We start from the raw sequence: 13,831 nt of genomic DNA on the forward strand, positions 1-13,831 counted from the left end.
AATAAAATAATTTACCACAGAGGCACGGAGTACACTAAGTATTCACAGAGCTTTATTACCACTTTTAAATTTTTCTCTGTGTTAACTTCATTACTCTGTGGTTTATCTTTAATTTTTATAATTTGATAATACATAAAATCTACCACCAAGACACAGAGTACACTAAGTATTCACAGAGTTTTATTATTAATTTTACTTACTTCTCTGTGTTAACTCCTTTCCTCTGTGACTCTGTGGTTATCTTTCTATTCTTTATAATTTAAAATCTACCACTAAGACACAGAGTACACTAAGAATTCACAGAGTTTTATTATTAATTTTACTTACTTCTCTGTGTTAACTCCTTTCCTCTGTGACTCTGTGGTTATCTTTCTATTCTTTATAATTTAAAGTCTGCCACCAAGACACAAAGTACACTGAAGATTCACAGAGTTTTATTATTAATTTTACTTACTTCTCTGTGTTAACTCCTTTCCTCTGTGACTCTGTGGTTATCTTTCTATTCTTTATAATTTAAAGTCTACCACCAAGACACAAAGTACACTGAGGATTCACAGATTTTTATTATTAATTTTACTTAATTCTCTGTGTTAACTCCTTTCCTCTGTGACTCTGTGGTTAATTATCTATCTTATTTTTCTATAATTGATACAAGATACTTCCCATATTCTGTCTTCATCAGCGGCTTAGCCAATTCCCGCAATTCATCATCACTAATATATCCTAGCCTATAAGCAATCTCTTCTATACAAGCCACATAAAGTCCCTGTCTCTTCTGGACTGCTTCTACAAAATTAGCAGCATTCAATAATCCATCATGGGTTCCTGTATCTAACCATGCCATTCCTCTTCCAAAGTGTTCTACCATCAGACTACCTTCATCTAGATAGAGTCGATTGATATCTGTGATCTCTAACTCTCCTCTAGGTGAAGGTTCTAGATTTTTAGCCTTCTCTACTACTGTATTATCATAGAAATAAAGCCCTGGCACTGCATAGTGAGATTTAGGCTTCTCTGGTTTTTCTTCTAAGGATAATACTTTACCATCTTCATCAAATTCAACTACACCAAAGCTACTAGGATCTTTAACATAATAACCAAAGATAGTTGCCCCTTCTTCTAAGGAAGCAGCTCTCTGTAACATTTGGCTAAAATTCTGACCATAGAATACATTATCTCCTAAGATTAAAGCCACATTCTCATCACCGATAAATTCTTCCCCAACGATGAATGCATCTGCCAATCCTCTTGGCTTATCCTGTACTTTATATGATAGTTCAAGACCTATTTGGCTACCATCTCCTAACATTTCCTCGTAAACTGGTAAATCTCTAGGAGTAGAGATAATTAATATCTCTCTAATTCCTGATAGCATTAATACTGATAATGGATAATAAATCATTGGTTTATCATAGATTGGTAAGCTTTGTTTTGATAATGCTTTTGTTAATGGATAAAGTCTGGTACCTGATCCTCCTGCTAAGATTATGCCTTTCATTGTTAGCCTCCCATATTATTAAATTGAATAACTAATATGCTTCCTAATTACTATTATATTAAAAATTTCACCTTAAATAAATACCAATCCTATTTAAAATCTAATAATCATCTATAACCCTATTTTTTATTATTGTATTAATATCTAATAACTATAATACAAAAATAAGAGCCACAAGCAATCGCCAGCAACTCTTATCTATTTTACCTTTTAATCTTAATTGTAAATTGTACATCCTCAATTTAGATCCTAGTCCCTTCTATACAAATCCCTTGTATATAATTTCTCCTCTACATCCTCTAGCTCTTGGTTCATTCTATTGGCAATTATTACATCTGATATTTCTTTAAATTCAGCCAAATCTTTAATCACCTTGGAATGGAAAACCTCTTCATCTTCTAAGGTTGGCTCATAGATAACTACCTCTGTCCCCTTAGCTTTGATTCGCTCCATTACCCCTTGTATAGCTGATGCTCTAAAGTTATCAGAGCCTGTCTTCATTGTTAATCTATAGATTCCAACTACCTCTGGGTCTTTTTTAAGTATCATCTCAGCAATATGATCTTTTCTAGTACTATTGGTATCTACTATAGCATGAATGATATTATTTGGTACATCAGCATAATTTGTTCTAAGCTGCTTCGTATCCTTTGGTAAAAACAGTACCCTCCATAACCAAAGGAAGGATTATTATAAAAATCACCTATTCTCGGGTCAAGACAGACACCTTCTATAATCTGTTTGGTATTAAGACCCTTTGATTCTGCATAGGTGTTTAGTTCATTAAAGTAGGATACTCTAAGAGCCAAGTATGTATTGGCAAAAAGTTTGATAGCCTCTGCTTCTGTTGAATCAGTAAATAAGACTGGGATATCATCTTTGCTGGCTCCTTCAGCCAATAACTCTGCAAATTTCTCTGCTCGCTGAGACTGCTCCCCTGCTACTATTCTGGAAGGGTATAAGTTATCATATAATGCCTTTCCTTCTCTTAAGAACTCTGGTGAGAAGATAATATTCTCGGTATTATATCTCTCTTTAATAGCCTTTGTATAGCCTACTGAGATTGTTGATTTAATTACCATTGTTGCCTCAGGATTTATCTCTAGAACATCTTCAATTACCGCTTCTACTGTCTTAGTATTAAAATAATTCTTCTCTGTATAATAATCAGTTGGTGTAGCAATGATTATAAATTCTGCATCTTTATAAGCCTTTTCTTTATCTAAAGTTGCAGTTAAATTTAACTCCTTAGTAGCTAAATATTCCTCTACCTCTTGATCTACAATTGGTGATTTCTTATTGTTGATTAAATTTACTTTTTATTCCACTATGTCTAATGCTACTACCTCATTATTCTGAGCTAAGAGTATTGCATTTGATAAGCCCACGTAACCTGTTCCTGTTCCTGCAATTTTCATATAGATTCACTCCTTTTTTAAATCAGTTTACAGTATACAATATTCAGGGGGAAAAGAGCTCCCTCATTCATGCTTCACTACAATGTACAGTTAAAATCTTTAATAATTTAAAATCTTAACTATATAATTATATCTATTAGCTAACCTCTAAACCACTATCAATTGTAACCTAATTTTAACTATATTGTAATTATCAATTTATTTCTATTCAATCAAAATGACGTTAAATAGTTTATTCACTAATTAATTTTTGATACAAATCAAAGTAACTTTCACCCATTTTTTCAACAGTAAATAATTCATTAACTCTTCTTTTAGCATTATCTCCATATTCTAACCTTATCTCTTCATTCTCTAACAATAAGTTTATAGCTTCTGCTAACTGTTTTGAAGATTTTGGCTCTACTACTAGACCGGTTTCTTTATCTTTGTTAGCATAAGGAACTCCAGTAGGTAAATTTGTAGATATAACTGGTTTACCACAAGCTTGAGCTTCTAATTGTACTATTCCAAAGGCTTCACTCTTGGCTACCGAAGGTAATACAAACATATCACTAGCATGATAATAAGCAGGTAAATCTTTATCATCTACAAATCCTAAAAATTCTATTTTATCATCTAAATTATATTTCTTGCTTAAAGCTTTAAGATCATCAGATAATGAACCCGTTCCACCAATTAATAATTTAGCATCAACATTTTGCATAGCTTCAACTAAGTATTTAACCCCCTTATAGTAAACTAATCTTCCTACAAAGAAGATGATAGGTTTATCATATTTAGATTTTATCTTGTTGACCTTAATTTCGATATTGTTATCAATTTTAAATTGTTCAGTATCTACTCCTAATGGAATAACTGTACACTTTTCTTTAAAAGGCTGCAAAAAAGGAGAACTTTCAATTAAATTAGGAGAAGTAGCTACTATTTTATCTACTTTATCTAAAAATTTCATTAAGAATGGCTTGTATAATTTTAATATTTTTTTCTGCTTAACTATATCACTATGCCAAGTAACTATAGTTTTTGCTTTAGTTCTAGTCAATAAGTAAGACATAACCCCTAGTGGAAAAGGAAGATGAAAGTGTAAGATGTCTGAATCAAATTTTCTTAAATCAAAAGGAAAAGTAGGAGCAACAGGCATTGAAAAATAAGTTCCTATACTTGCAGAACGAAAAACTTTTATACCATTAACCTCTTCCTCTAGCTTTTTAAATTGATCATTAGCAACCAGTACATTCATATCTACTTTATCCTTTAATTGAGTACTGATATCATAAGCTACCTGCTCTACTCCTCCAGTAAAAGGATAATATAGTTTATTAACCTGTAAAACTTTCATAATTTATTCCTCCTAATCATCTAACCCTTCAAAAGTTCTTCATATACTTTTAATGTTTCTTCAGCCGTTCTTCTCCAAGTGAATTCCTTAGATCTCTCAAGACCTTTTTGACTCAACTCTTGTTGTAACTCTTTACTAGACAAAACTTTATTAATAGAATCTGATAACTCTTCAATATTATAAGGATTTATAGTAATAGCAGCATCTCCTACTACTTCAGGTAGTGAAGAAACATTAGAAGTAATTACAGGAGTACCACAAGCCATTGCTTCTAATGGTGGTAAACCGAATCCTTCATATAATGAAGGATAAACAAATAATGTAGCAGCATTATATAATAGTATTAAATCTTCATCAGGAACAAAACCAGTAAAAATAACTCTTTCATTTAATTGATATTTATCAATAACTTCAAAAATTTCATCATAAGCTTTGTCTCTTTTCCCTACTATAATTAATTTACTGTCTTCATTTACTTTAGATAAAGCTTTTAATAACCTTGGAATATTCTTATGAGGCTTTATATTGCCTACATATAAAATACAATTTTCACCTGTATTATACTTTTGTCTAGTATCTTTTAATAATTCTTGATCAATAAAAGGCTGATAAGATTCTTCTACCCCATTATAGATAACTTTAATTTTATTTTCTTTAAAGCCAAAGTTTTTTATTAAGTCTTCTTTAGTATTTTTAGATACAGTAATAATTTTATCAGCCTTAAATTTAGATAACCAAATCATAGCCCTCATATAGCCCCTTGCAAAACTAGAAAAGTACTCTGGAAATAATAAAGGTGTCAAATCATGAATTGTCAAAACTAATTTATTAAACTTAAAAATAGGAAAAACAAAGTGAGGAGAATGAAATAAATCAATTTTATTTTTAAGATTTAAATAAGGTAATTCAATTTGCTCACTAACACTAAATACATTAGAGTGACAATTAATAATTTTAAAATCATCAATTTGTCTTTTTCCATAATTAGAAAATAAAGATAGCTGATCAGCTATCTTTATTTTACTAAGCTCTTCGATTAGGTTAGAAGAATATCTTCCAATACCCGACCAATTTTTCATTCTATAATCAAATAAAATCATAAATTAAAATCTCCTTATTAAATAGTATTATAAATCAGCTACATAACCATAAAATAAAAAATAGCAAATATAATCCCAAAACCACTCACAAATGAATATAATAATAAAACATTTGATTTTTTATAAAAATTAATCATATACCCTACCATTAAATACAAAATCCATCCCCATATTAAAAAGTTTCTTATAACAAATCCTTTATAAGCAAACAAATATCCATAAATGGTCACAAACATTAATATAAATAAAAAAAGATAATCTTTTTTTAAATTAATCTTCCTTGATATATTAACAATATAATGTAAGATAAAGCTAAAACATAAAGGACTTAAGAACATGTTTGTATATATAAGTGTTTTGCTAAATATATTAGAGACTATATGAGAAGAATAATAAAATGGAGATCCTCCAATTATAGCTATAACTGGTCCAGCCAATAGAACTATAATAGGATTTGCACCTGCTAATGCTCCACCTTCCATTTTGGTAGAATATATGTTACCAGAAATTAAATTTTTAAAAATATTAATTCCCATAGGCCCCCATCTTGGTATCATACTAGTAACGAAATAAAATAACAATAGTATTAATGGCATAAAACTAATAACATACTTTTTATTATATATACTATAATAAATAAACATAGTAATCAAAAATACTAATGCTAATGGTATTCGAAATAATATTAAAAAAATAAAAAATAATATAAATTTAAAATAATCTTTTTTTATAAATAAAAAATAAAAACTAAAAAGAAGCATAGCAAGAACTAAATCATCTCTTAATAAAGAAGTATTAACGTATAAATAAATTGGATTAAAAGAAAATAAAATAAAAATTAATATATTGACAATATATTTAAAATTAAAGTGTTCTAAAATATTAGCAAAAGCATACATAGCTCCAATATAAATAAATAATTTTAAAAAAATTACTATCATATGATTCTCATCAAACACTCTATAAATTAATGATATTATAAAAGGCCATACATTTCCGTAAACTGGTGAAAAAGCTAATTTCATTTCATTTAAATAATCTCCTATATTTAAGTTCTTTAAATAAATAGCATTATTATGGTAAGTTATTTCATCTAGCTTAATTTGAGACTGCACAATACCATATTGTATATTATAATCATTAGAATGTAAATAATAGTGAACGAAAGAAATTAAAATAATATTAACTAGTAAAGAAATTATAGCTATAAACTTATATTTTTTAATATTTTCTTTTTTAAAAGAAAATAAAATCAGTATAATTTGTAATATAACTGCTGTAATTATAATGAGTATCATATATAACTCCTCCGTTTAAAATAAAAATATACAACTCAGATAATTATATAAAAAGCTTTTTATCTTTATTGCTCTTAAATCATATTTTATCTATAAATGGATTTAAAGAATATAATATTAAGATATCTTAATATTATATTCTTTAATTAAATTCTTAATGAAATTCCAAGTTGAACTTCCTAAAATTGCTAATAATAATAATAATAAATTTTTAAATTTATAGCTCAAAGATTTAAACAAATATATTTTCCCTAATCTAAAGTTTCCTAAATTGCAACACATTTTACCTAAATAATTATATTGACTACTATAAATTTCTTTTTGATCTCTTATATCATATTTTTTTATCTTTTCTTTTAGTTTGTCTAAAATTATTTCAGTCCCCTTAAGATTATACATATAATTAGAACTAATTGCATCATTAACTCCTCTATTTTTTCTATATATATATACTAATGGTTCATCCATATATATAAATTTATAATGTTCAGAAATCCTAATCCACATATCATAGTCTTGACGGGCTGGTAATGACTCATCAAATCCCCCCACCTTTTTAAAACATGTTGATTTAACTAGAACAGTAGATGTTGGTCCTACATGATCCTTTAATAATTGTTTTTTATAGATATTTCCTTGAGCTTTAGGTTGTGATTCTTTAAAAGTCCCTTTTTCAGTTATAATATAATAAGACGAAAAGCAGACTCCATAGTCTTCTGATATATCTTTTATTTTATTTACCATCTTTTCTAATTTGGTAAAATCCCACTTGTCATCATCATCTAAAAAAGCTATATATTCTCCTCTAGAATTTTTTATACCTGTATTTCTAGCAGCTGAACCTCCTTGATTTTCTTTATGCTTAATATAATTTATTTTTTTGTTATTAGTATAAGACTTCATAAATTTTTCAGTTTCTTGTCTATATTCACTGCCTTCGTTATTATCATCTATAATCAACAATTCCCAATTATTATATGTCTGCTGCATAACACTATTAATAGCATCATCTAACTTATCTGGTCTCCTATATGTTGGTATAATAACACTTACTAGAGATTTTTCTCTTTTATACATATGACCTTCCCTTTCTTAAAATATATTAATTAAAAATATTGTTCAAGAAATCATTGTCCTCTTTAATAAATATAATAAATAACTAGTACTAATAATAGAGCTAAATAAAAATATAGTCACTGTAGCTAATGCTGCACCAGTGGAACCCATTAACTTTACTAATATTATGTCTAATATTATATTTAATAAGCCAACAATTATAGACATATAAAGTCCAAACTTCACCTTCTTTAACATTAGTAAAATATTTCCTGAAGGTATTCTAAATGAAGCTGTAATAAAATACCCAAAAGATAAGATTCTAAATGTTAATATGCTATCTAAATATTCTATACCAAAAATGAACTTAATTATAAAAGGAGCAAATAATATCAAAAATAAGCTTATTAAAAAGTTAAATGGAATTAAATATTTAATTAACATCAAATATTTTTCTTTAATCCAATTATTATTTTTGTTATTCCTTGCAAAGTATGGATATATAAAAGTCATAATTGATACAGGGATAAAATTTAAAGCAAAAGGAATTAATGTAGCTGTTTTATAACTTGCAATAATTTCAACATCTTTTATAAAATAACCTATCAAAAATAAATCTAGTATATATAATAATTGAGAAATAGAATTATTTGCAGCTGAAACTAACGAAAATTTTATAAAGCCCTTTTTATTATTGCTTTGCAAATTATTAGCCGTAAAAATAGACCTAATTTTATCTTTTATTAAGTATATACCAAATAGGACACTTAAAAAATATGCAAAATACCTAAGAACAACTAATCCTTCTACTTGGTATAATAATGCACCTAAAATAGAAAAACATAATAACAAGAAAGAATTAAATATTGTTAAATATGAAAAGTTTTTATTTAATATGCTAGCTCTCATATAAATCTGTATCATTTCGAATAGTAACGTAAAAATAGGCAACAAAAACATTAATATTAATACATTTCTACTTTCAGGTATTGTCAAGTTCCCAAATAAAGCATATAGTAAAATTAAAAAAGATAATAACAAATTAAAAGTTAAACCTAACTTTATACCATATTTAAAGTAAGAATTTCTTGTTTTCAAATTTTTACTTTCACTTCCATATTGTAAAACCCCAGAAATAGAACCTAATCCACTAAACAATAAGAAAAACGCTATTATATTACTTGCATATGAGTAAATACCAAAATGTTCCTTCGTTAATATCCTTACAACTAATATCCCACTAGAAAATTGAATTATTTTATTTATTACATTAGCGCCAAATATATGAAAAAAACCTTTTTCTAATAATTGTTTTATATTCTGTAATCTAATCATTTTATTTTTCTCCAAAATAAATTTTTATAGCAGATAATAATGTTAGTACTTGATTTTTTTCCGTTACATTACCTATAGTATATAACTTCTCACAATCTTTCTTTAAATCAGAATAACTGTTTAATAGTTTAATATTATCTTTATAGTAGCAATCCATAAACTTCTTTAAATTTTTATTAGTATTATACCAATAATCCAAAGGATTCATATGAAAACTAGTATTCATAGAATTATCTCCAAAACCTAACTTTCCCCTTAACTTATTAAAAAACTTCTTAGGCAAATGTTTTAATGGTATTTTTCTTCCCATTATATTTAAAATTGGTTCTGTTATTTTAGCATCTATTTTCTCCCATTTGTAATTAGCTGCATTTGGATATCGTTCTTTTATCCATTTAAAATAAATATAATGATTATACCTATATTTCAAAGGAATTTCCAAACAATAGTTTATAAATTCAAGGTAATAAAAAGGAGAGGTAGCTTCTGTCACTTCTTGAATCGGCAAAAGTCCTTGATTTGCTCCCGTAAAACCCCTCCCATAAAACTTAAATATCTCTTCATTTTTATAATCATATTTTAAATCTATATTATTGAGCCTATTTATTAATTTTTTTGAATAACTTCCATCCCCAATTTTAAAAGTTTGTTGATTTTGATTATTTAAACTTGAAAAGAACGTCCCTAGAATTACATCTCCTAATTGACCTGTATGAACTAAACCGAAATTATCTAAATTAATCAAATCTAAACAACTTTTACCATGGGCTAAGCCATAATATAATGCTCCCCCAAAAGACAAACCAACTACTTCTTCTATATCTTTTAGAAACTCACCATTATCCAGTGCTTTAAATATAAAATCATGCTTTAAATCACTAGCTATTTTTTTTGCTATTTTTTCATCTAGATAATCTGATTGTGAAAATGTAAAATTTAAAATATCAACATATCCTAAATCGTGTGCAACCCATGTTGTCATTCTTGAATCAAGTCCACCACTTAACCCTGCTATATGTTTATAATTATACTCTATATCTTTTTCAAACTCTGCCCTTACCGCATTTCTAAACAGAATATCTATGTTTTGAATTATATCTTTTTCACTCTGCTTTTCGTTAGGCTTGTTATTTAATCGATAATACTCTTTTACTTCAAACTTATTATTCTGTATTTTAATATAGTGACCTGCATTTAATTTTCTTATTTCTTTAAATAAAGTATAGTCTTCCAACATAAATCCATAAGTTAATAAAAAATAAGCTGCATCAATATCTAAATTATAATTATAGCTATTATTATTCATATAGTTAATTAAGTAGTTTATTTCAGATCCAAATATAATAGAATTATTTAATTTACAATAAAAAACTTGTTTATCTCCTATATGGCTAGTATAAATTACCCATTTGTCTTTCCTTTTATCATAAAAAATTCCTGAGAAACTTCCTCTAAATTCATTGAAGAATTGCTCACCCTCTTGTAAATACATTTCTTTTACAGTGTCTAAAAAATTATTTTGTTTATATTTTTTTATTAAATCTAACCTATTCAGTATTACTCCCTCTGTTATAATAATGAAATTTTCACTTTCTTTAAAAATTTTATCATTTAAAAACTTAGAATTTGTTCTTCTTTCAAGATAATAAAACTTTCCTTCTATTTTACCTTTTACTAACTTTTCTTTTAAAGTCTTCCCAAAATTCTTTCGCAAATCTCCTGCTGCTATTTCTCCTAAAAAACCAGGCAAATTTATTCTCCCTCCTCTAGTAACATTATTAAAAACATTGAAATAATCTTATATTAATCTGCATTTTAAATAACAATTTTTATTTATATAACTCAATCCATTTAATAATATTATTTTCCCAACCACTTAGTTCCCATATTATTTTTTGATTTTCAGTTATATTTTCTTTATCATTCTTTTTTTCTATTAAAGAAATCAATTTAATTATTTTATCATTTAAATTTGAAAAGGAACTTATTCTAAATAAACTTATTCCCATATTAATGAAAGTATCATAAGGCAACCACTTACCAGTTATTATATAATTACCTGCAAAAATATGCTCCTGCATAGAACCCGAAAATTGATCTGTTGTTTGTAGATTTATCATAATATCTGTTCCAACTCTAACATTCCCTAAGTCTTCTCCTACTAGATAATCTTCTAAGACCATATAATTCAAATCAGTCTTTTCTAAAATTCCTTTAATTTTATTTATTCTATTTTTTTTATCATATCCATAGGTCATTGGAAAAAGACATAAAATCTTTTCTTTTATATTTTTATCTAATTTAACTAATTGTTCTATAATCTTTTCATGCTGATGTTCTTTTATCGCACCATAACCACATGTTACTACTATTTTCTCAGCTGAAATTCCAAGTTTTGCTTTTACTTCAGCCTTATTAGATACACTCATTATTTCTCTTATAACCTCTAAATTCTTTAAGCCAAATCTAACAATAAATAACTTATCTGAATATTTATAGTTGAAGAATTTGTCGAACTCATCCCTCATCTCCTCGTTTGTAAAATTTATTTTGTATACTTTGCTTATAAGTTTTTCTAACTTTCTCTTTTCTTTATCAGTTCTTCGATAAAAATCACTCCCATAAAAAGTTAGGACAATTTTCTTATCTGTAAAAAAAGTAAAAAAATATAAAACCAAATAATTTACTTTATCTATAGAATGAAGATTAATAACTTTTTCTTCTACATTTAGTAATATAAAGAAAGTTTTAATCAACATGTAGATACCTCTTAATTTAGGTATTTTCATAATAAAATTACGTTTTATCTTTATATCACTTTTCATTTTATCATAGTGGGAATTAACCCCATTAACAAAAGTTCTTACATTAATACCTCTTTTCAATAAATTTTCTTTCAATTCTCTATGAAATATCATATCTCCAGCGGATAATATTAATATTCTTCCCAATAACAACACTCCTTTTATCTAAAACCCATAACTTTACAGGGAACTCCATAAGCAATCTTATTATCACCTATATGCCTAGTAACCACACTGCCAGCTCCAATAATAGTATTTTTACCTATATATACATCTTGTATAATTGAACTTCCTATTCCTATCCAACTACATTCTCCAATCCTTACTTCACCAGCTAATGATACATTAGGAGAAATATGAACAAAATTTTCTATTCTATTATCATGGTCAATAACAGCAGATGTATTTATAATACAATGCTCACCTATATTAGTAGACCCATTTATAACAACTCCTGGCATAACTACAGTACCTTCTCCTATCAGAACATCTTTACCAATTATTACACTTGGATGAATAGCAGTAAAATACTTTATATTTTTAAACTTATTTTTTATTTGCTTCCTTATTAAATTATTACCAATAGCAATTAAATAAGAAATATCTTTGTCTAAATAATTAATCTTATCAATATTTCCTATTACAGGAATACCATAAAGTTCACTACCAACTTTAGTATCATCATCATCAAGAATTCCGATAATTTTTATATTTTCTTTTAAATTTTTAATTCTCTTTAATAAAATATCTATAACTACCTTAGCATGACCACCAGATCCAATCACAACAATTTTTTCCATAAAAAAATCAACCTCTAAACTGTTTTAATTTGTCTATAACAGTTTCAACCTCTTTTGTAGTTAAATTGCTACTACAAGGTATATTAATCAAATTTTCTTCAAAATAGTCAGCTCTATTTATCTCATATGTCTCACTATTTTGATATGGCTTTTGTTTATGAATTAATCTCCATAATGGTCTTGTTTGAATATTTATATTATTTAACTTAGTCAAAAGCTCATCTCTATCTATACCATATTTATCCTTATTAACGATTATAGAATAAAACCAGTGGTTTGCTCTTATTCCTTTATTAAAAGGTAATAACTCTAATCCTTCTATCTTTTCTATTTCTTCTTTATAATAGCTATAATTTTTAATTTTAGTATTTATAAACTCCTCTAATCTATCTATTTGATCTACTCCTAATGCTGCCTGTAGATTAGTCAATCTATAGTTATAACCTATTTCATTATGAACAAAATATAAAGAATCAGTTTTAGCTTGAACAGATAGAAATCTTACTTCATCAAGTAAAGACTGATTATTAGAAACAACCATTCCTCCTCCACCAGTAGTAATTATCTTATTGGCATTAAAAGAATATACTCCCATATCCCCTATTGTTCCTGCAAATTTCCCTTTATACTTACCTTCAGTATAATAAGTTCCAAGTGCTTCTGTAGCATCTTCCAATACTTTTAATTTATATTTCTTCGCTATATTCGTTATCTTTTCCATATTAGCCATATTACCAAATACATGCACTACTACAATAGCCTTTATCTTTCTACCAGTTTTTTTATTAACTAAATTATTTTCTCTTAATTCGCACTCTTCTTTACAAAATCGTTCTAATTTATCAACATTCATATTTAAACTTTCATCACAATCCATGAATACAGGGTTAGCTCCTAAATATTTAACAGGATTGACAGCTGCTATAAATGTAAGTGTAGGAACTATAACTTCATCAGAATTATCTACACCTAAGACCCTAAGGGCAGTATGCAAACCTGCTGTTCCACTCTGAATTGAAACAGCATCATTTACCCCAACGTAATTTGCCATTTTCTTTTCAAATTCCGTTATAAATTTACCACCAGTTGATACCCAACCAGTTTCTATACATTCTTTTAAATTATCCAATATATCTAAAGATAAATTTGGAACTGATAAACCTATAAATTTATTTTCCAA

The 13,831-nt window shown here is 27.0% G+C and carries 10 protein-coding genes and 1 pseudogene; all 11 read right to left on the bottom strand.

What is annotated here, in order from left to right; translation table 11 throughout:
* Positions 1-631: 631 nt before the first annotated feature.
* Positions 632-1,498: a glucose-1-phosphate thymidylyltransferase RfbA gene (gene rfbA / locus U472_RS14625; RefSeq protein ID WP_068719476.1), complete on the bottom strand. Its 867-nt coding sequence runs from the start codon at positions 1,496-1,498 to the stop codon at positions 632-634.
* Positions 1,499-1,747: 249 nt separating this feature from the next.
* Positions 1,748-2,916, bottom strand: a pseudogene (locus U472_RS17590) (nucleotide sugar dehydrogenase).
* A gap of 232 nt (positions 2,917-3,148) precedes the next feature.
* Positions 3,149-4,258, bottom strand: a complete 1,110-nt coding sequence (locus tag U472_RS14635; RefSeq protein ID WP_068719477.1) for a glycosyltransferase — start codon at positions 4,256-4,258, stop codon at positions 3,149-3,151.
* Between the two features lie 20 nt (positions 4,259-4,278).
* Positions 4,279-5,358, bottom strand: coding sequence for a glycosyltransferase family 4 protein (locus U472_RS14640; protein ID WP_068719478.1), 1,080 nt, complete (start codon positions 5,356-5,358; stop codon positions 4,279-4,281).
* 38 nt (positions 5,359-5,396) lie between these two features.
* The gene (locus tag U472_RS14645; protein WP_068719479.1) at positions 5,397-6,656 is read right to left on the bottom strand and encodes a hypothetical protein; all 1,260 of its coding nucleotides are present in this window, start codon (positions 6,654-6,656) and stop codon (positions 5,397-5,399) included.
* 117 nt (positions 6,657-6,773) lie between these two features.
* Complete coding sequence (locus U472_RS14650) at positions 6,774-7,733, bottom strand: glycosyltransferase family 2 protein (RefSeq protein WP_068719480.1); 960 nt, start codon at positions 7,731-7,733, stop codon at positions 6,774-6,776.
* Positions 7,734-7,775: 42 nt separating this feature from the next.
* The gene (locus U472_RS14655) at positions 7,776-9,047 is read right to left on the bottom strand and encodes an oligosaccharide flippase family protein (RefSeq protein ID WP_068719481.1); all 1,272 of its coding nucleotides are present in this window, start codon (positions 9,045-9,047) and stop codon (positions 7,776-7,778) included.
* Between the two features lies 1 nt (position 9,048).
* Complete coding sequence (locus U472_RS14660) at positions 9,049-10,797, bottom strand: asparagine synthase (RefSeq protein WP_068719482.1); 1,749 nt, start codon at positions 10,795-10,797, stop codon at positions 9,049-9,051.
* Between the two features lie 79 nt (positions 10,798-10,876).
* Complete coding sequence (locus tag U472_RS14665; protein ID WP_068719483.1) at positions 10,877-11,998, bottom strand: hypothetical protein; 1,122 nt, start codon at positions 11,996-11,998, stop codon at positions 10,877-10,879.
* Between the two features lie 14 nt (positions 11,999-12,012).
* Complete coding sequence (locus U472_RS14670) at positions 12,013-12,651, bottom strand: acetyltransferase (RefSeq protein ID WP_068719484.1); 639 nt, start codon at positions 12,649-12,651, stop codon at positions 12,013-12,015.
* A 7-nt stretch (positions 12,652-12,658) separates the two neighbouring features.
* A complete protein-coding gene (locus tag U472_RS14675) occupies positions 12,659-13,831 on the bottom strand; it encodes a LegC family aminotransferase (protein WP_068719485.1) in 1,173 nt (390 codons plus the stop codon).

It is taken from the genome of Orenia metallireducens (assembly GCF_001693735.1).
Classification (GTDB): Bacteria; Bacillota; Halanaerobiia; order Halobacteroidales; family Halobacteroidaceae; genus Orenia; species Orenia metallireducens.

Coding starts and splice junctions, on each gene's coding strand:
- rfbA (WP_068719476.1), bottom strand. CDS start 1,498: ATGAAAGGCATAATCTTAGCAGGAGGATCAGGTACCAGACTTTATCCA.
- U472_RS14635 (WP_068719477.1), bottom strand. CDS start 4,258: ATGAAAGTTTTACAGGTTAATAAACTATATTATCCTTTTACTGGAGGA.
- U472_RS14640 (WP_068719478.1), bottom strand. CDS start 5,358: ATGATTTTATTTGATTATAGAATGAAAAATTGGTCGGGTATTGGAAGA.
- U472_RS14645 (WP_068719479.1), bottom strand. CDS start 6,656: ATGATACTCATTATAATTACAGCAGTTATATTACAAATTATACTGATT.
- U472_RS14650 (WP_068719480.1), bottom strand. CDS start 7,733: ATGTATAAAAGAGAAAAATCTCTAGTAAGTGTTATTATACCAACATAT.
- U472_RS14655 (WP_068719481.1), bottom strand. CDS start 9,047: ATGATTAGATTACAGAATATAAAACAATTATTAGAAAAAGGTTTTTTT.
- U472_RS14670 (WP_068719484.1), bottom strand. CDS start 12,651: ATGGAAAAAATTGTTGTGATTGGATCTGGTGGTCATGCTAAGGTAGTT.